This is a genomic window from Paenibacillus sp. N3.4, assembly GCF_008017805.1.
In the GTDB taxonomy this organism is placed as follows: Bacteria; Bacillota; Bacilli; order Paenibacillales; family NBRC-103111; genus Paenibacillus_E.
Genome location: NZ_VRTT01000026.1, coordinates 23,092 through 43,920, shown reverse-complemented (window position 1 = coordinate 43,920; position 20,829 = coordinate 23,092). Strand labels below are relative to the sequence as shown.

General features: G+C 37.8%; 13 protein-coding genes and 2 pseudogenes. 3 read left to right on the top strand and 12 right to left on the bottom strand.

The window, feature by feature from the left end:
* Positions 1–2 precede the first annotated feature (2 nt).
* Together FU659_RS15070 and FU659_RS15065 are read right to left on the bottom strand one after the other, a co-directional pair.
* Positions 3–1,832 (bottom strand): polysaccharide biosynthesis protein, encoded by a 1,830-nt coding sequence (locus tag FU659_RS15070; protein WP_147948390.1) that lies wholly within the window; start codon positions 1,830–1,832, stop codon positions 3–5.
* Positions 1,833–2,061: 229 nt separating this feature from the next.
* Positions 2,062–2,649, bottom strand: coding sequence for a serine O-acetyltransferase (locus FU659_RS15065; protein WP_147948346.1), 588 nt, complete (start codon positions 2,647–2,649; stop codon positions 2,062–2,064).
* A 290-nt stretch (positions 2,650–2,939) separates the two neighbouring features.
* Between FU659_RS15065 and FU659_RS15060 the strand changes: the two genes are divergently transcribed.
* The gene (locus FU659_RS15060) at positions 2,940–3,995 is read left to right on the top strand and encodes a glycosyltransferase family 2 protein (protein WP_147948345.1); all 1,056 of its coding nucleotides are present in this window, start codon (positions 2,940–2,942) and stop codon (positions 3,993–3,995) included.
* Between the two features lie 138 nt (positions 3,996–4,133).
* Here FU659_RS15060 and FU659_RS15055 read toward each other — a convergent pair whose 3' ends face one another.
* Positions 4,134–7,787: a fibronectin type III domain-containing protein gene (locus FU659_RS15055; protein ID WP_147948344.1), complete on the bottom strand. Its 3,654-nt coding sequence runs from the start codon at positions 7,785–7,787 to the stop codon at positions 4,134–4,136.
* A 361-nt stretch (positions 7,788–8,148) separates the two neighbouring features.
* On the opposite strand from FU659_RS15055, the gene FU659_RS15050 reads away from it, so the two are divergent.
* Complete coding sequence (locus FU659_RS15050; protein ID WP_147948343.1) at positions 8,149–9,303, top strand: acyltransferase family protein; 1,155 nt, start codon at positions 8,149–8,151, stop codon at positions 9,301–9,303.
* A 103-nt stretch (positions 9,304–9,406) separates the two neighbouring features.
* Positions 9,407–9,571: a hypothetical protein gene (locus FU659_RS35495; protein ID WP_187274166.1), complete on the top strand. Its 165-nt coding sequence runs from the start codon at positions 9,407–9,409 to the stop codon at positions 9,569–9,571.
* A gap of 543 nt (positions 9,572–10,114) precedes the next feature.
* Here FU659_RS35495 and FU659_RS15045 read toward each other — a convergent pair.
* The 9 genes and pseudogenes from FU659_RS15045 to FU659_RS15005 all read right to left on the bottom strand — a co-directional run bounded on the left by FU659_RS15045 (position 10,115) and on the right by FU659_RS15005 (position 20,825).
* Positions 10,115–11,224: an acyltransferase gene (locus FU659_RS15045; protein WP_187274165.1), complete on the bottom strand. Its 1,110-nt coding sequence runs from the start codon at positions 11,222–11,224 to the stop codon at positions 10,115–10,117.
* A gap of 27 nt (positions 11,225–11,251) precedes the next feature.
* Positions 11,252–12,805 (bottom strand): lipopolysaccharide biosynthesis protein, encoded by a 1,554-nt coding sequence (locus FU659_RS15040; RefSeq protein ID WP_147948341.1) that lies wholly within the window; start codon positions 12,803–12,805, stop codon positions 11,252–11,254.
* Positions 12,806–12,826: 21 nt separating this feature from the next.
* Complete coding sequence (locus FU659_RS15035) at positions 12,827–14,008, bottom strand: glycosyltransferase (protein WP_147948340.1); 1,182 nt, start codon at positions 14,006–14,008, stop codon at positions 12,827–12,829.
* Between the two features lie 18 nt (positions 14,009–14,026).
* Entirely contained in the window at positions 14,027–15,139 is a 1,113-nt protein-coding gene (locus FU659_RS15030) for a polysaccharide pyruvyl transferase family protein (protein WP_147948339.1), read from the bottom strand.
* Positions 15,136–16,371: a glycosyltransferase gene (locus FU659_RS15025; RefSeq protein ID WP_147948338.1), complete on the bottom strand. Its 1,236-nt coding sequence runs from the start codon at positions 16,369–16,371 to the stop codon at positions 15,136–15,138. The genes FU659_RS15030 and FU659_RS15025 overlap by 4 nt, the downstream gene beginning before the upstream one ends.
* Positions 16,364–16,969 carry an acyltransferase gene (locus FU659_RS15020; RefSeq protein WP_147948337.1) on the bottom strand — a complete coding sequence of 202 codons (606 nt, stop codon included), beginning with the start codon at positions 16,967–16,969 and terminating at the stop codon, positions 16,364–16,366. The genes FU659_RS15025 and FU659_RS15020 overlap by 8 nt, the downstream gene beginning before the upstream one ends.
* A pseudogene (locus FU659_RS15015) lies at positions 16,966–17,745 on the bottom strand (glycosyltransferase family 32 protein); the annotation flags it as partial. The gene FU659_RS15020 and the pseudogene FU659_RS15015, both read right to left, overlap by 4 nt.
* A gap of 85 nt (positions 17,746–17,830) precedes the next feature.
* The gene (locus tag FU659_RS15010) at positions 17,831–19,627 is read right to left on the bottom strand and encodes an ABC transporter ATP-binding protein (protein WP_147948335.1); all 1,797 of its coding nucleotides are present in this window, start codon (positions 19,625–19,627) and stop codon (positions 17,831–17,833) included.
* Positions 19,627–20,825 (bottom strand): annotated as a pseudogene (locus FU659_RS15005) (nucleotidyltransferase domain-containing protein). Before FU659_RS15005 ends, FU659_RS15010 begins: the two are co-directional and overlap by 1 nt.
* Between the last annotated feature and the right edge of the window lie 4 nt (positions 20,826–20,829).

Genomic DNA, 20,829 nt, shown 5'->3' with positions numbered 1-20,829 from the left:
TTTTAGCCAATCGAGACTAGATTTTTCGGAATCGGTATGACTTTGCTATTTGCTAAATCCAATAATTGTGTTCTCAGACTTTCTTTATCCAACGTAGCGTATGTAGAGATCATTTCTTTAATTTCTTCCATATACAGATTCGCCGTTTTGCCAATATAAATTTTCGGAAATATCTGCTTTCCATCTATTTCATCTGCTTTTAACAACTCTTCAAACAACTTCTCTCCCGGTCTCATACCGGTAAATTCAATTCCAATATCTTCTAGTGAGTTTCCTGAAAGCTTTATTAGATTCTTAGCCAGATCCACAATTTTCACAGGCTCTCCCATATCTAGAACAAAAATCTCCCCGCCTCTAGCTAATGAACCAGCTTGGATAACTAATCTGGAGGCTTCTGGAATCGTCATAAAATAACGAATCATATCGGGATGAGTAACAGATACTGGACCGCCTTTGACAATTTGCTGCTTAAATCGAGGAATTACGCTGCCACGGCTCCCCAACACATTACCGAAACGTACAGCAACGAACTTCGTCTTACTCGTTTTATCCATATCTTGAATGATCATTTCGGCCATGCGTTTAGTCGCGCCCATCACACTAGTCGGATTGACAGCTTTATCTGTAGAGATCATAACGAATGTATCGACCTCGTATTGATTTGCTGCCATGGCCACATTCATCGTACCGATGACATTGTTCTTAAAGGCTTCTTCTGGATTTCTTTCCATGAGAGGCACATGTTTATGCGCAGCGGCGTGGTAAACGACATTCGGCTGGTATTTATTCATAATCGACATCATTTTTTTGACATCCTGTACATCCGCTATTTCTGTTATGAATTCAATCTCTGTATGCTCGTTGGAGTCTTTTAATTCCATCTCGATACTGTAAATGCTGTTCTCGCCGTGACCTAACAAAATTAACTTCTGAGGGTTAAACTTCGTCACCTGACGACAAACTTCGGAGCCAATTGAACCACCGGCACCCGTAACCAAAACCACCTTGCCCGTGATATATTCTGAAATACTTTCAATATCCAGCTCAATGGGTTGACGGCCCAGCAAATCTTCGACCTGCACATCCATGAAATGATTCACTGACAGCTTTCCTGATACCAAATCCTCCAACATGGGAAGAGTTTGCGTCCTTGCTTTTGTTTTCGAGCATTCTTGGAAAATAAGGTTTAATTCTTTTTTCCCCAAGGATGGAATAGCGATAATAATATTGTCGATGTTTAGCTCTTTCACTGCTTTTTCGATTTGCTCAACCCCGCCATATACGGGTATGCCTAGTATGTGCAGGCCGTGAATGTTTACATTGTCATCGATGAAGACGACAGGAACGAATTCAGCATCATTACTTTTAATTAATTGTCTCGCGACCATCGTCCCAGCTGAGCCTGCACCAACAATCAACGATCTTTTTTTATTCAAGGCCTTATTCATATAGGTAGTAACAATGAGTCTCCAGCAGAAACGAGAGCCTCCAATTAATAACAAATACAACATCCATGTCACTGCCAACAATCGAAAGTAAATATCATGGACAATGATTTGCTGAACAAAAGCAACCGTAATCATCGAGAAAGTGATCGCTTTAAAAATAAACAACAGCTCGGTGATGCTTGCATGCTCCCATGCTTTCTTATAAAGCTTATAAATGAACGAAAAGATATGATGACTAAGCAGCAAGGTTATTGAACTAACAACCAATGGAAAAGAGAGAACACGGAAGTTAGCACTTAATAAAAAGTAACTAAAGCAAATGGAAGTTAACACGATGACAGAGTCTATTGTGATTAAAAGAGATAAACGTTGACGATATGACAGAATAATCCACCCTTTCATTAAAGTTCTTAAGTATAGGGCCTTAGAGGAAAGACCGTATATTTAAATCCTTTAATACCTTTAGGGAACGGTAAAGAGGTATTACTTGTTAAGTCATTCCATCAAGATTGTTCTTTATAAAGAACTTTTTAAGAAAAAAAAATCGTGAATGCCACCTTTAGTTCTTCATAAAGAACACCCCTACACATAGTCATGCTGTTTATCTGCTTAACTAAAATATGTAGTTTGTATTTCCGATATAGCCCTTTGAACCACTCATTGAAATAACTTTGCCTGGAACCCCAACAACAACTGCGTGTTCAGGTACATCCTTCGTCACTACACAATTAGCACCAATTGCAGCATTATCACCAATTTTAACAGCTCCAACAATCTTTGCTCCTGGTCCTATGTATACATTGTCACCAATCACTGCAACACCTTTATTCTTCCCTCTATTAGCCATTCCAATCGTTACCCCTTGACTAAGGTTGCAATTTTTCCCAATGACTGCCATGCTATTAACAACGATTCCTCCAAAATGGCCGATATAAAATCCAGAGCCAATAACCGTTTTGGGGGATATATCAATTCCGAATTTATATTTATATCGCTGTAAAATAAGCATTGCCAGGAAGTAAAGAGGAGACCACAATTTGTTTTTGCCACTTAAGTATTTACATAGACGCAACCAAAAGGAATACCGAAACCCAGGAGACAAGTATTGACGTAAAATCAACTTCTTCAAATTGACGTGTTGCGTCTCTTCATAGCGAAATAAATCGGAATACCAATACTTTTTTAACTCTTTTAAACTCAAATGATCACTTCTCCACTACTGATTTTTTGCCTAAAATAATAACCCTAATAAAGTTATTTTAGTTCTTTATAAAGAACATGTCAATACCCTATTTTTACACTTTTTCTGCCACACAGATCTAATGTGAACCTATAATGAATATAAGAAATCATGAAATTTCCGAGGATTTAAATAGGTGAATAAAATAAAAATAATTCTTGATTAAGTATTTTGAAAAAGGTAATATACAAGTATTATAGTTCATTATAAAGAACGTTTATTTTTTTGATTACAAATACTAGGAGGTCTTTATGCCAACGGTTAGCGTAATTGTACCCATTTACAATGCAGGAAAAAAGCTTCATAAGTGCATAAAATCAATTCTTAATCAAACTTTCAATGACTTTGAACTAATCTTAGTCAATGATGGGTCAAAAGATAAAAGTTTAGATATCTGCAAAAGATATGAAAAAATTGATCGTAGAATAATGGTTATAGATAAGTTCAACGAGGGAAGTATTGCTACAAGAAAAAAAGGGATCGAGGCCTCCATAGGTAAATATGTGATGTTCGTTGATGCTGATGATTGGGTTGATTCTAAGATTATTGAGTTATTATATAATGAAGTTATAGAAAATAATTTGGATATAGCTGTTTGTAATTCATATAGAGTATTAGGTAATGGTGTTTTTATTAAGAGAGAAGTTAATAACAAGTATTTTAAAGGGGAAAATATTTATCATAAATCAGAAATAAAAAGCCATCTGATAACGGCTTACTTTCATGGGCATCCATTTCCTTCATCATTAAGTGCAAAGTTATATAAAAAAGACTTATTTTTAGGTGTTGGTAAATATTTGAGTAAGATTCATTTCTTAGGGGACGATCTTTTTTGCAACCTAGAAATATTGTTAAAGACCAATACGTTAAAAATGATTGATAAACCCTTGTATTATTATAGACAAGGTGGTTTCACAAGCAAATATCAACCCTATCTTTTTGAAGATATGGTTAATGGATATTTAATTCAAAAAGAAGTCATTGATGATTACTATGAAGATACGGAAGAGAAATCCTACAATGGGATCAGCATAATGCTTCTTAATACATTAAAAACATGTCTATCGAATTTATTTAACAGTAAACTTACTAAATTAGAAGTTAAAGCTCTAATAGAATCCTACACTTTAAATGAAACAGTTGTGAATTGTACATCAAATGGAGGGGCTTCAAGGTATTTTCCTTCAGAATTTTTACTAGCCATCAGAAATAAAGATGTAGAATTTCTTTATAAATTAGGTCAAGATATGTATAGAAGAGCACGGCCAAGAAAAATTCTTATCAACGTTTTATCTCAAGTTTGCTAAGTTCTACAACAGTCAGGGTCATTCAAACCTTAAAAACTTATGTAACTAAAAAAGTAAGAGGAGGGCATAAGCCCACCGCTTACTTTTTTAATTTACACTTCGACCTGCTTGCCGATCTTCCTCTTTCCAAATGACTTATTAAGTTAGTAACTCATTGCTCACTTGAATTAATTCAGTACTGGTGAGTATTTTATTATACACTAAGAGAGCATATACCGTTGTATTACTATTACTGATTGTTAAGCCCTCAAACTTGAGGTGGTTATTGACAACTTTTGATTTGTTAAGCGTACCGTTCAGATATAAGGATACTAGCTTGGTACTAGCATCATAGGTCAGTTGGATGACATAGCCCTTACCATTGCTTATGGATGAAGCAGCTGTAGCTGCATCATCTCTCGCAATTGCTGTATTCCCATTTGTAGTGTCTGCGACCACCACCTGAGGATGGACATGTAGCGCGCCTACGTTATATGTGCCTATTTGAAATCTTCCCAGGATACTAGTAAGAGGGATGCCTATCTCGATGGCTGTATTATTCTTATTACTACTGAAGAAGTTATTAGAGAAAGTCCCCATATTGATAGCTCCCATTAAAACAACTGTAAACGAATTGCCTGCACTTAGTCCGAGGTTAGCTATATCAGAGTTATTAGCATAGCCAGTGCCTGTCGATTTCAATCCTGCTCCTTGTCTACCTTCTGTTCCATCCGTTTTGTATCCGTTAAGAGCCAGAGGCATAGCGCCGGTTAAGTCAGTTTGAGCCGTACCCGTATCTTGACTGAAATCGTAACTGTGAAGTAGACCGTTTGTCACTGTTGTAATATTTGGTATCGCAAATGTTTGCTTGCTATAGGTTGATGTCATCACATTGGACGCATTCAGCGAAGCGTCTACAGCATAGTATTTCAGCGTGGTCGTGGTACTAATGGGGATTGGAGAACTATATATTGAACTTGCTGCCGTTGGAGTAACCCCATTGGTTGTGTAATATATAGTCGCTTCCTTATTGGCTATAAGATTCGCTAATAATGTCTGATTTGAAGCAAAAGTCACGCTATCTGGGTACGATTTGACTACCGGTGCAGTCGTGTCAGGTACTCCATTCGCAGCAGTCGTAGCTGATATCGTGGTTGCTATAGACCTATTTCTAGATGCATCAAGAGTCATTACACGAATCATATATGCTTTACCAGCAGTTAGCCCCGTCACAGTAAACGAGTTGACTCCCTTATCTACGATCCCTGCTACAGCATAATTTATTGTATCCGATGAATAAGCAATTTCGGTATTACTGGCAGCGGGAGACGTTGATGGTGTCCACAACACGTTTATGGAAGTAGGAGTTAAGGTGCCTGTTGTTAAACTTGTTACAGGATTGGGACCACTGAGCGCATTTTCTGTTAATATTTGTATGGTTGAATTGTTTAGAGAACGGTTATTGGAGGAATCAATTGCAGTTATTCTAATGATATAAAGAGTGCTTGCGGTCAAGCCTGTTAAAGTACATGAAGTCCCGACTACAGCGTCATTAACGATAGTAAAATTGGTCCCATCTGTACTATACGCCACTTCATACTTTGCGATATCTGGTGAAATCGAAGCTGTCCAAGTCACCTGTATCGTACCAGAGGTTGTCTTTCCCACTGCCAGATTGGTAACTGCTGCCGGCAGAGTTATACCATTGCTAACTTTTGAATCCAGAATTCCATCGATAATATTATTTAGTTGTAGATGTTTAGGATTTACCAAGATATTGACGACAGCAGTCTTGACAACATTATTTTTAAAAATAATTTGCGTCAATGAGGATCTGGGATCGCTCGCATTAATCGCTTTCAAGGCTATATTTGATTTGAATTTATTTCCATCTAAAGTAATACATTCACTACTAAACGTCTGCCATCCAAAATCAATCATAACTCCAATTGATGTAGAAACAGGATAATTAAATATATTTTGGGTAAATATTATTTCCCCCCCTATATCAGCGAAGTAAAAGGCAGGATTTTGCTTACCTGAAAAAAGGCTATTGCTCACCTGAAAGATAGCAGTTTTCTTATTTATTGCAGTCGAAAATAATGTATACGTATCCCAATCAAAGCTGCATCCATTAAATTCATATTCAGCTTGGGGGTTGTTGACGATGGATAATGGACCAGGATTAATAAACCTACAACCCAAATAACTGCCTGGCGGCAAACCAGTAATAATATTTTGATCATGCTTGGTACTAGTTAAAGTCATGTTGTTTAGTATCCAGCCATTTTTCGTTTCATTAGCAACCCATGTTAAGCTGCTTCCTTGGACGCCACCGCCTTCAATGACGCAATCCGAGAATATTTGCGGCTCGATAGAGAAGCTTATCGTAGCACCTAAACCTGCAAATGAACTAAAGAAATCCTTATCATTACTAAATTTACAATTATTAATGTTAACACTATAAGCTTTATCCCTATTTATGTTTAGTGCACTATTATGAAATAAGCATCCATTTATAAGTATCTCTCGATCCCCAGCACTGAGCACGATTTTCGTAGCGTAGAGATGATTATTGGAAAAAATAATTTCTCCCGCTAGCTGAGCGCCTACATCTCTTAAATCATTTCCGTCAATTACTGCCTTATCTACATTTACATTAATTGCAAGCGTACCACCATTAATTGCATTGTTCGTTATGCTGATATGTTTACCAGCAACAGCAACTATGTTATAGAACTCATTATCGTGTAAATGATTGTTTTCTATATAAATATATTGATTAAAACCATACATGTCCTCAATATCTATAGCCCCTTGCGGAGCAGTTCCTTTGATATGGTGGATTTCATTTCCCCTTATATATACTTGCTTTGCACCACTAACAGATATCCCTAGCCTTCTGCAATCGTGTATATGACATTTCTCAATGTACACATTCTTAGCGAATTCAACAACTTTCAACGTTATTGTGGTTTGTCCAGCGGCGGGCACTACACTCTGATGAACAACTATTTTAGCATAGCTTGGCCCTTTAGGAACTTGTACCTCATCATGAAATTGCACGTTGGATTTGGCCGAATAAAATGTATTGTCTTTGTTATAAAAAATGACGTCATACAGAGATGAGGTTATACCTGCACCAAGTCCACCGTAACTATCGCCATAAAGTCCAAAGTATCCCCACTTCACGATATGAGAATCACTCAAATCAATCTTTACAGATGACCTAATTCGATTGCCATTCGCTACTAAGGATCCATCTGTCAGACTAATTCCGCCATTTTCAAACTTACTATCAAAACTGTAACCAGCAATCTGACCATATAAACTCCCCAAACCAATCCCATCACCCGTGCAATTAAAAATTTCAAGGTTATCTAGGGTAAGGAATCTGATGTTTGAACCAATTAATGGGGTATTATCTACATAAATTCCATGTCCTCCTTCATGTGTGCTTCTAATCGTCATGTAATCATGAGTATCCTTGTCACCTTGTATGATTCCGTTGGTAATTCTTGAATACTGCTGGTTTCTTTGGAATAAGATAACTGCGTAACCGACTAAGCCGTTAGTCTGGATTTTTAGTGTCGAACCATTTAAGTTTAATGTCATATAGCTTTGAGGCTCAATAGGATTGTTCTCATCAATTAAGTATGTTCCCAAAGGAAGTATGACTTCGACATACCCTTGATCGGCAGCGTACTTTAATGCATCATTGATTCCTTTGCTTGTCTTTATGGCTTCCGTACCATTATTCTTTATGCTCCATCGATCAAGCTCAATCTTGTACGAATCACCGCCATCTGCCATTGTATAAACACCTCCATACTAAAAAGATATTCATTTGAAGGTGATTGTGCTACGAATTATTCTGATTTGGTCATCCATCTATTGCTCCATATCTCCTAGCTCACCTAAGACGACAGATATCGTATATTCGCAACAAGATGTCGGGTTATTGGCGAGGCCTTTAACTGGAACATTTGCTCCTTCTGCAATTCCACAAAAGCTAAGATAGGAGTACTACGATAAAAAACTATACAAAGTTTACGGTGTGACGGCATCTAATGAATAGGTAATAATGAATTAGATAGACATTACAACCTAAAATTTGTTATATTCTTTATTGAGTACTTAATTGTTCTTGATAATGAATTTTTAGGAGGTACCCATGAATAAGAGGTTTGAAGAATTAGACTCACTTAGAGGCTTAGCAGCGGCAACTGTTTTATTTGCCCATTTAGCCGCTTTAATACCAGGCATGTACCTGATAAGTAAATTAGCAAAGACTCCAATGCATGTATTGTGGAGCGGACATGAGGCGGTGATACTATTTTTTATATTAAGTGGTTTTGTCTTGTCTTTGCCATATCACAACCAAAAGGCTCCAAAATATAATGAGTACGTAATTAAGAGGATTTGTAGGATTTATATTCCATACATATTATCGATTTTATTTGCTGTCGCCCTTATGAGTTTGTTCTCAAATATCTCAGTACCTGAACTAAAGAGTGCGTTTAATGAAACGTGGAGCAGTCCAGCGACAATTGAATTATTACTAAATCACCTTATTTTCTTAGGGGATTATAATACTCTAAGCTACAATCCTGTAATTTGGACGCTCGTACATGAAATGAGGATTTCAATCGTATTTCCATTCGTCATGTTTTTCGTAGTTAAATTTAGTTTGAAAAAGAACATTGTTTTCGCTTTATCTTGCAGTGTTGTATTTTTCGCACTTTGGTATTTCTTTCTCAAGGTTTTAAATTTCAACTCAACATATTTTATAACCATTCATTACCTCGGTATATTCATCTTAGGAGCTCTTCTGGCTAAGTACAGATACATTTTAAGTGATCTTTATGATAGGATCTCGCTTTTATTGAAGCTATCAATACTATTAATCGGAATCTTGGCTTACGCCTATTCGTGGTGGTTCTTGCCAAGTTCTGCTTATTTACATCTTACAGTATTAAATGATTGGATTATTGCTATTGGTGGTTCGATAATCATCATATTTAGCATTAAATCAACTGTTTTCAAGAAAATATTAATTCAAAAACCAATTCATTTTATTGGTAAAACATCATACAGCTTGTATCTGTTTCATATGACGCTTGTTCTGAGTCTCATGAAAATTTTGCATGGAGTAATTCCAACAGGATACATTGTCTTGTTGGCATTGGTTACTTCTTTTATGTTGGCAGGAATAACCTATTATCTTATTGAAAAACCATCAATTAGGCTTGGTAAATCTTTAACAAGCAAGAAGAAAGTAAATTTAAATGAGATTGAATTAGAAACAGTTGCACAACAAACCATTTGAGGGATATCTCAGATGGTTTGTTATATATAAATTTTAATCAAACTGGGCTTCGCACCTTGCGGGGCTCTTTTTATTTTTCTCACTGAAGGGAGGTAATTTAAATATGCCTAAAGAGACTAATGAGATACAACAGCGGCTCAATGTGTTGAAACGAATTTTCTTACCGATCTTCTTCTCCAAGTCGTTGATGCCGTATAGCTCTTGGGGTTTCAATTATTTTTCTTATTCCAGTTCAGCACCTTCAAATATTAACTTGGCAGCTACCTAACTCTTAATAATCCTATTGCTGCCCCCGCTATATCAGCCTGAGTGTGTTTTGTCCGGTTCAATGATCTGGATAATCGTTCAGCTTCAGCCAATACGCTTTATGGCCAGGGCTGTCCGCCGCTCTTATGCCACTTTTGGGATTTGGTTTCTGTTATCCTTCGTTGGATGTTGACTTACTGCTGTTGTTTCTAATCTGGCCGAGTTGCCATTCTAACTCGTGAACACGCTATTCTAATTTTTCGATTTGTTTCGCTTGGTTGTCTATAACTACGAGTGGCGTATTGAAGTAACACGCAATCTCCTTGTCGTCTTTCTTTGAAATTTCAAAAGAAATTCAAAAAAATCTCCCGGAAGTTAGGGAGACCTAGATCAGGTGGAGTATGATCATAACTTTACGATATAAGCGTAGGAGGAAACAGTTTGGTTGGTTCAAGGAAACCCTTGCCCCATCTGCCTCGTCGAATGCCGAGAAGTTATCATAATTTGAAGGTGATTGCTACGAATTTTACTGATTTGGTCATTCAACTATTGCTCCTTCATATCCCTAGCTTACCATTTTTTTATCTCTGGGCTTCATAGAAGAATGTCTTTTGGTACTCATACTTTTCTGCCCAAGTAATAAAAATGAAAGAGGAGTTCTCTTTATCAGCTCAACAATCCAGTAAGAAATAACAATAGTTAAGACAATACTTGCAGTTACATAGATAAGATTAGAGAATAAGACAGAGGAAATCAGAAACATAAGCTTTAAGACAGCCACGTGAATTAAATAGATCCCAAAAGAATTTTGATAGAGATTCGTCATTATCTTCCACTTAGATATCATCCCTAGTTTAATAATTAAACCTAATGCTGCAAACGAATACACCAAGACAGATATTCTAAAATAACCCATTAGTTCATCTTGTTTGTGAATAATAATACTATAATACGCATCTGTTACAAGCAGAATTGAACATATTACATATATCATTACAAAAAAAGCGAGTGATTTCGATTGTAAAAATTTAAGAACACTAGGATAGTTTTTTGCAGCAAGCAAACCTATATAAAAGTAAATAATCCATCCAAAAAAAGCCGATTGTAAGAAAGAACTTACATATCCAATTAAACTCATCGTATGAACAGATTCAATGATCATGAACTGATATCCAATAAATAAAAAACATGATAAAAGCGATATGACAATCAGTATGAACCTATTTAACATAAATCTCATTATGAGAGGCAATATAACAAACATTTGAAACAAAAGAGGAATATAGTACAACTGATAAAAAGGGCCGTTTCCCGTCAGGAAAATCATGATGATTCCCTTATAATTAATTGAAAATGATAAAAAAAACAACAGCCCTATTAGGGTCCATACGACATAAGGGATAATCAACGCTTTTACTTTGCTAACAATGAGTTGGGAATAGGTACTCCTGTGAAAACTATGGTAGGCAAGTATTCCTGAAACAAACAAAAATGCCGGTACACAAAACCGGCTTAATTGATTGATAAGTAAGCTTGATAACCTTGTGAAATGATCGGGATCTGTCTTTATTAGTGTTATGCTTGTAACGTGAATGGCAATAACAGCTATTACTGCTACTGCTCTTAAAAAATCTAATTCTGGGAACCTGCTTTTGTTTACTGTTTCAGTTGACACAATATCCCCCCTTATCTATCCAAAAGGTTACATATCTTTTTTCAATCGCAGACTTCCCCACTTGTACTTGGTTCTTCCAAGAAGACTTACAAGTAAGTCCCTAAAATAGGCGAACTCTTCATTTTTTCTAAAAATAAAGTAATAAATAAGGTTTATCAAAAGAACATTTATGACGCAGTTACCAATTAACGCATATATGCTATTAATCTGTTTCAATTGCAAGGTGGCTAGCTGCGTGACGAGTAAAGGAATAAATCCAATTATCAAGAATTTTACATACATTTTAAAATACTCTTTTAATTTCTGATTAAAAATATACTTATACACCATTTTAGGTTTTATCCAAAATATAACAGTTAGATTACTTAATAAGGTACCTAACAGCACTCCTGGCAATCCAATTAATTTAATAAATACGATTGATGCTAATAAATTAATAGCAGCCTCAACCAATGGAGCATATCTATCTTGATAATAGATTCCACCACCTTCTTTAAAACGCTCAACCGATCCACGCATTAAAAAGAAGTAACAATTAATCAGCAGTAAAGCAATCGTAAATATGTCCAGTTCTTGGCCTTTACCTAGCCATAATCTTACAAATTGCTGTATGGTGTTCATTAAAGAAATCGTTGTAAAAGACACGATCCAAAAGCTTAAAAAGAACAGCTTTCTATGTACTTTATAAATCGTCTCCTTACTTCCATCTACGAGCAGGTTCCCCACGCTTGCTGAAACTCCTGAAAGAGAACTGGAAATAAGTCCTTGCGCCGCTCCCACAATCATACTGTAACTATTAAATATACCGACAACAGTTAAATTTATAAAAATGGAAATGACTAAATTGTCTGTCCCAAACACTAAAATGCCCCCTATCTTGTGTAAAAATAGGGCCTTAACATTTTTAATTAATGATTTTCTCTCCTCATTAGTGATTCTACCCACTGTCTTCTTAAGCCATGGGAACATCTTATCCACGTAAGCATTCATATACAAATAGAAAAGTAAATTAATAACGATCTGCACCCCTAAAAAAACAAACAAATTAGGATACATTTTTAATAAGGCAAATTGTAAAACAGATATGATTAATTTACTTAATGTAGTTCCGATCGATATTTTATATCCGTCTTGTGCTACATTTAAAATACACTGCTTATAAGAGAATAAATAACTAATCAAGGTATTAATGAGAAATAACAGGAAATATAGCTGCGCATCTACTAAATTAACCTGGTCCTTAACAATAAAACGTAAGAATAAAGTCATGATTAGTCCTAATCCTACAATAACGAACCCAACCGACTTATAGAGCTTAGCATAATAGTCTAAATAGCCTTTTACCTTCTCATAATTACCTTCAGCGAATGGCTTATACAATGAGTAAACAATAGCACTGCCAATGCCGAGTTCTACAACCGAAAGTAAGCCTATGATGTTTGTATAAAGAGAAGTTAAACCTAATAGCTCGCTTCCTAGTGAAACCAAGAAAGCTTTTCTCACAATAAACGATGGTAACATGCCTAAAATAAATGTCAATAAATTTACGAATACATTGATACTTGCCTTCTTCACTCTCATTCTTAGCTCACCATCTTTAGGTTATGACTCAATCATAGCGTACACTTTTGTAATTTCCTGCTCAGTTCCTACATTTTCCTTGATTAAATTCCTCTGTATGCGTTCCCGAAGAGTTTGTTCCTGCAGCATTTTCTTTAGTCCTTCATACAGAGCTTCAGCATTCATACTTACGATTAAACCGTTCTCGCCATCCTTTATTTGGTTATGAACAACCGTGAAATTGGTTGCAATTACAGGCTTATGTAGAATTTTCGCTTCTGCTATCGCTAATCCAAAGCCCTCAAATCGGGATGGTTGAACATAGATGTCGCATTGTTTGATAAATACATAGGGATTATGAAAAGTTCCTAAGAAAATGAACGTATTTTCTAAATGAAGAGTATGTATCGTTTTCTCCAGTTTCTCCCTCAAAAGACCTTCTCCAATCACATACCATCTAACCTTTAAACCTTGTTGAATGAGTTTGAAGCATGCTTCTATGGCCATATCATAGCCTTTTGCTTCAACTAGCCGTCCAATTGTTAATATTCTTATTCCGTCGAATCCATCATCAAATCCACCATTTTGTTCGGACATCGAAACAACCAAGCTTGGCGATACAATATCGTAAACGACATTCGTTTTTTCCTTTACAATAGGTATTTCGTTTATGAATACTTCTTTGTTATAGTCTGAAACAGCGATGATGTGATCAAATTGCTCGTAGTACCCGGTATCGAAATCACTATTATAAGGAGCAACTTTATAATCCGTATTGATCCAACATAATTTTTTATCCGCATCAACTTTCTCAGTTACAAAATAGGTTGGAGTACCTTGACTATACGCAATCGCGACATCATAGTGTCCATTTAATTTCTCTATTCCTTTTGTTAACCATCCCCAACTAATTTGGGCGCTATGCAACTTTTTGGTTTTAATGGGATGTCTAAGTGAAATGGATCTTCCAAATCTTACATATAAATCTTTGAATTTCTTATTTCTAATTAAGCTCCTAACTCCGCTTGCTTGTCTTTGTATAAATGGAGGAACATCTAATACATTCACTTCCTTTGGAAGTAAGGGGAGATATAATCCTTTTTGCGAAAATAGGAGCAGATCGACCTGATATTTCTCATAGTCAAACAAGGTAAGTAGCGATAACAAACTTTTTTCTGCCCCTCCGCTATGTAAGGAATCTATGACAAAAAGTATCGTTTTCATAAATGAAACCCTCTCGCATTATTTCTGAATTGAAAGTACATCATGTAAATATCTCTTTGAGAAATCAATTTTTTCCTGTAATAACTTTTTACTTCCCTGAAATTCAATTGATCTAACGATCTCTTGCAAGCTGTAATTTTCACTCACTAACCGATCTTTTAGTTGTAAATCATCTAAGAGATCTCTCATCCTTGTGTTGATTGCTTCTGTTCTGTTCACAATAACGAACGGTTTCTCATAGAGAATAGAGAATACAGCTGCATGGAATGAATTTGATATGATGAATTGCGCATTTTTAACAAGGGATACGAAGGTTTCAGGACCATCCATGGTAAAATATTTGTCCGCATATTTAAGCTTCCCTGAATGCAGGGTATAAATTTTATATCCTTTTTCTTTTGCAACTTCCATGGCTATCTTCTTTATTAAGCTGCTGCTATCAAAATCATAAATTAAGATATATTGATCTGGAAACTCTTTGTTTCCCAATTGATCCCAGTCTCGTTTATCTAATAAGAAAACAGGATCAACAACGTGATTTGCTTTATTTATGTTTAATCTACTTAAGATCTCAACACCGCTTTTTTCTCTTACACCTATAGCGTCTAATCGTTCTACCCGTTCTTTCACCAGAGGTTGATATTCATCAGAAATGCTATCTGTAGCAAAGCTCGCGGCATAGGCTGCCTTTATTTTCTCATCAGGAACAAAGTCTAAATAAAATGCTGGATCCTTCCCATTCTTATGCAAGCAATTCCAAATTTGATCACTCCCACACAAGTAAGCATCTGCATGAGGTGTGTCCTTCTTCAATTGCTCATTCGTTGTGTATCTCACATTGGTAATAGGCAAATACTTGGATTTAAACTTATCAAACGCTCGTTTCTTAGCACGTTCGCGAAGTCTAGTTGGTATTTTTAGTGCTACATATAGGAATTTTGTTGCTTTATTCTTTTCCCACTTAGGATTATTTACACTCCATAGATTGTAATGATTACTTAGATAATCCGGCTTGTAATCTATGATTTCCACGTCATGACCACATGTTTTCAAGTACCTCATCAAACCATAGGCTTGCAATGAAGCTCCATGGTTATATACATCATGACACGTTATTGTACATACTTTCATACTGTCACTTCTTTCATTACATATTTCTGGTCTGATTGACCTACAATGTCATAGATCTTGTTTAATTCATGAGCATTACCATAGTTCATATTCCCACAATATTTTGCCAAAGAGTCTCTTAATTCGTTTCTTCGATACAACCGCTCAATTCCCTCAGCAATTCCTTCCACACTTAATCCACAAATAATGCCATCCACCCCATCCTCAACCTGACTGCTCGCTGTTGGATACTTGGTTATTAGAATGGGTTTGCCCAAGATTTTCGCTTCCGTCACAGTTACTGCTTTGCCTTCATATCTGGAGGGTTGCACATATAAATCACAAAACCTGATATAGGGGTAGGGATTCATTTTTTTGCCAACTAAGATAAAGCTCCCCTCAAGCTGGTTCTCTGCAATTAACTGTTTGAGCTGCTCCTCATAGCCGCCGTATCCTACGACAAACCATTTGATATGCGTAAGCCCTTGATCATGCAGCAGTCTTAGTGCTTGAACAGCCATATCAAACCCTTTCACATAAGATAGTCTTCCAACGGATACAAGATTAAAGGTGCCTGCGAAGCTTTCGTTCAAGTGAAGAGGATCTTCGGCCATATGCTGAATAAAGGTAGGAGAAGTAATATTTTCTATAAGCACGATCTTCGCTTGCAGTGAAGGATATGTTTTTACAAATGCCTCCGTACATGCCTCAGAGATCGAGGCTATCGCATCGAACTTATGCCAGACTGACAAGTCTATGTTATTGTCTATCTCCAGCTCACTGTAGTCCGTGTGGATCCAGGCCATCTTCTTCACTGCGTTAACTTTATTCGCAACAATATCATGCGGCCAAGCATAGCTAATGGCGAGATCATATTGTTTTTCTATACGAGGCAATAGATAAGAGGTGTATTTCAATACAAGCTGCATTTGAATATAGCCTGAACCCTCTTTTAGTTTCCTTAGTCTAGCTTTCATCCCTGCCACGCCTTTGCTTAGGACCCGGATTAAGAGCGCCGAGAGATGTCCCTCTTTTAAACAATCCAGCATTGATTTTCGAAATACGGTGTATGGGGAAATCTGCGGCAGAAGGTTGACACGATCCGGTATTAAACTTAAAAAGTCACCTGAATGGTTACAAATGAATAAATCCACCTCGTATTTATCGTAATCGAAGCTCTCCAACATGTTGATTAAGCTTCTTTCAATGCCTCCAATTTCCATGTCATAGACAGTGATCAGTATTTTATGCATATTGAATATAGCTCTTTTCTCTTTTATTTAAGAATAGCGTATTCGCAGGCACATTCCCCTTCACAACACTTCCAGCTGCGATGACGGCATTATCCCCGATGACGGTATCCCTTAATATCACAACATTGGATCCGATCCACACATTTTCGCCTATGATGACTTCTCCCTTAATAAGATGATCATCCGTAAAGTGTTTAAAATTGTGATCATGGTCATTGATGCTTACATTTGGAGCTATTTTGGTGTTCTTGCCAATAGATATTCTGTACACGCAATTAATGTTACAGTTATCATTGATGAACACTTTGTCTGCAATACGAAGCTCACCATAATGATCCACTCGGATACTGGTGTTCTTTCTAATAAATACGAATTTACCGATATGAATGATGGCATGCTTGCTGAAGGCTTCAATTCTGCTATTAGCTTGCAATGAGAATATGGAGGATCTAATGTTTTTGAAATAAACCAGCTTATTGATGTATGCTCTCAGAATACCTATGGCATGTGATAGATTCATGACTATTGTGTAATACAAACCCCTGCCGCGGCTTTCTGCAATAAGCGTAGTCACTATTTTCCTTAAAATACGTATCATTCTGTTCTCCCAATGGATTTATTTGAACTCAACAGCCTTCGTATTCTAGCAATGTTATGACCGCCTATGACTCTTGCCAGCGTCTGCTTGATCTGTCCCTTCCATCTTGCCTTCGGCGGCAGCCAGCTTTTATAAAAATGGTGCATGGCATAGGTATGTTCTGTTGTAAAGGTCCTACAGTTAATGTAATCATACGGCGAAAAATACGTCTGCGGGTAAAAGGTGCCGACTCCTGCTATTTCTTGAAATTGACCATTGGGGGCAACCCCCATATCGCCTAGTATTTTCGTAATCATTGCTACATTCGTTAAGGAATCGAAGGTACCGTCCGCACGAATGAAACTCTTGTTCTGATAGGAGTCCATAAATACTTGAATCAGCTTATTCTCCTTGGCAGCCCCAATCGTACTCGTTGCAATAAAGTTCTCCTGTTCAAATCCCCAGAAGGATTCGTGGTGTAACAGAGCGTCAAAAGACTTGTATACCTCCACATCGGTATCTAAATAAATACCACCAAAGTAATATAAGGCATACACGCGCGCATAGTCGCTAACGAACGCATATTTGCCTGCTTCGTAAGCCTCTTTTACATATAAATTGCTGCTAAGATCAAAGTTGCTTTCATTCCACTCGATGAAACGATAATCGGATAAATGGCTGCGCCAGCTAGCTATACAGCGATTGACAATATCCGGTTTTTCTTGCTTGCCAAACCAGCAATAGTGAATAATCTTGGGAATTGTCATAACCGAATCTCCTTCTGCCGATGACTCACGTCTAAAGGATCGAAATTCTTAATTAAGAACGTTTATTATCTCCAATGATAGTTCTTTATAAAGAACTTGTCAACGCGTATTTACTTCAATAGAGAACATTTACACCAAAATTAATTGTTTTCGTTGAGAACAATCCGCCTCGTTCACCAGCTAATTGGTCGTAGTCCCCCATCTGAATGATTTTCCCTTCATCAATGACAATGACTTGTTCTGCTTTACGAATGGTTGACAGCCTATGAGCAATGACGATCATGGTCAATTTGCCTTGCAGTCGATCCAAAGCTTCTTGAATTTTGGCTTCATTCTCCCGATCTAACGCACTGGTTGCCTCGTCCAAGATAAGGATAGACGGTTTGCGCAGTATGGCCCGAGCTAGGACAAGACGCTGCCGTTCACCGCCAGATAGACGAACACCACGATCTCCTATCATCGTATCCAACCCTTGGGGAAGTTTACGAACGAACTCTGCCGATGCAGCAAACTCTAGAGCCTCCCACAGTTGCTCCTCTGTCGCATTCGCATCAATTAACAGCAAGTTATCTCGAATGCTGCCGTTAAATAAGAACGGGTCCTGAGGGACATAGCTGATTGATTTCCTAAGGGATAACAAGTTGTCTTTGGTAAGCGGAACTCCATCCATGCATACTTGCCCTTGCTGCGGCTGCAGAAGCCCCATGAGAATATCAATAAAGGTACTCTTGCCCGCTCCCGATTTACCGATGACCGCTGTCATTTGTTTCGAACGAATGCGAACGTTGATGTCCTGAAGAGCATACCCTTGCTCCTTGGTGTTATAAAAGAATGACACATCCTGACATTCCAGGCTCTCCTTAATTTGGATAGGCTCTACAAAGCCTCCTGTATCTTTGATTTCTCTGGCTTCTTTGCATTCATTTTGTAGTTCCATCATCGTTTTGAAGGCAGGTATTGCTGCTGCAATTTGCTCCAAGTTGGACTGGATGGCCGTAAATCTCGGCCATAGTCTTGAGAAGATGAGGACGACCAGGATGAGCTGTTGTCCTTGGGTTTGAAAGAACAGGACCGATAGACAGATGAAGAAGGCTATGATGAGCGATGACGATATTTTAAAATACAACTGGGAATTAGCACTTATTTTGGCCTGTGCCAAACGCTCCTGAGCGAATTTCTGACACCAAGCCATCAACCAATGAATTCTTGATTGTTCGAGCATGTTGCTTTTGATATCCTTAATCCCATTCAGGTGATCCGTCATACCGCCAATGTAACTTTTGCCAAGCTCGGATGTTTCTTGCCCCAGCAGCTTGGACCTTTTGATGAAAATGCGGGAGAAATAGGAGACAATCAGCCCACAGCCGATAACAAATACGGTCATCACCGGCGACAGCCAGAAAGCTAATCCTACCTGAATAAGTGTGAAGACGATTGAAGCAGCGAATTGAAGAAAGATGTAGGTTCCGCTAGTTACGCGCCCTAATTCACTCGTAAGGGAGTTAATGAGGTCTGATTTCCTTCTTTTAATAAAAAAATCCCAATTAGCCTGCATGATCGCACGATATGTTTCTAACCTAACATGATTAATAAATCCGGTATGAAGGCGAACATCCCGAAGATTGAGATTGCGTTGAATGATGCTTTGACTGGAGATCATTACGAGGTATACACCCATGATAAGAAGCAGTGCCCACGCCTTAGGCAGCCCATTAATTACGTTCAGGAAGACTGTAGGCATATTGAGTCCAGCGCTGCTGTTCAGAATTCCGCTTATACTGAGCAATGGAATTAGTAAGAATATCCCTAACCCATCAAGAAGACTGATAAATGTCATGCCTAACAGATTTACATATAAAATCTTACCGGCATACGTGTGCAGCTGCTTTGTAAAATACAACAGATGTTCCATTATAGTTCTCCCTGTGATACAACATTCTTCTTTGTTTTTCTCCAAGCCCATAGAATCGGACGCAGTGGGAAATAGAGAATGTGCAGCCGCTCAGGTAATTTCAACGTCTCGGCATCCTCTGGATAAGGGTGGAGAAAGCTTAAGATAAATAGCAGTTTTTGCCGCGTCGCCATGAGTGTAAATAAGTGCCGCTTATGATATTTGGAAACATGCTCAGGAACGGGAAACGTATGTAAATTTATCTTCTGCCGAATGTAAAAGTAGGCCGCATCGGCCAGGCGATCTGCTCGCTTGAAGGAAGTTAACGTCTCCAGCTCTGGCGTTAGCGGTGTGTGGAGAATTTTTACAGCCAGGATCATCGCTTGCGCGCCAATATGCTGCTGCTGATACTTCTTAAGCAGCGCTTGAAGCTTGCTGTAATCCAGCTCTTGTCTGACTAACTGATCGATATCGGCAAGCCACCGTAATCGTGACCAACCATGTCGAGCTCCATGAGCAGCAAGAAACAGAAATAAATCCTCTCTCCCCAAGTAATAGATAGGATGGCTGGCGATTGGGCTCATTCTTTTTCGTTCCCAGAGCTCATTAAATGTAGGTTCCTTGCCAGGACCAGGGCTTAATCGCCAATGAATTTCCAGTTTAACTCCTTTTTGAAAATGGTTATAGGTAACATGGTGATGTCGCCATTTCCAATCATTTAGAATCGTCTTATATTCATCGTCCTTGATATATCCAAGACTGCCTAACAAATCCTCTGTTTGCTGTATGCTCTGAATCGGGATGAGCACATCCAAATCACCTGAGGTACGTAAAGAGATATCTCCATAGAGATCATCTGCCAGAACAGGACCCTTGAGCATGATGGTACGGATGTCTGCATCGGAAAACACTTCGCTATATACGCCATCTCGGCGCTCAAGTGCAGCATCGCGAAGGTATTGTTTTGATAATCCTGCTGCAGTTCTCTTAGAACCTGCGGGGGAATACAGGTCTCTTCTGCTTGTTTAAGCTTTGTATACAGATTGGGATACACCCGATGATGTCTGGCAAGCTGTAAGAATTCATCCCAATTGATTTCACTTAGACGGTCTCTATAGGCAGATAGGTCGTTATTCCCTATCTTCATTTTCATAATGGAGAGGAGCACGTTTAATTCTGTAGAGAAAAGCGTCGAATCCGAATGGGAATGGTTAGTCATCTTA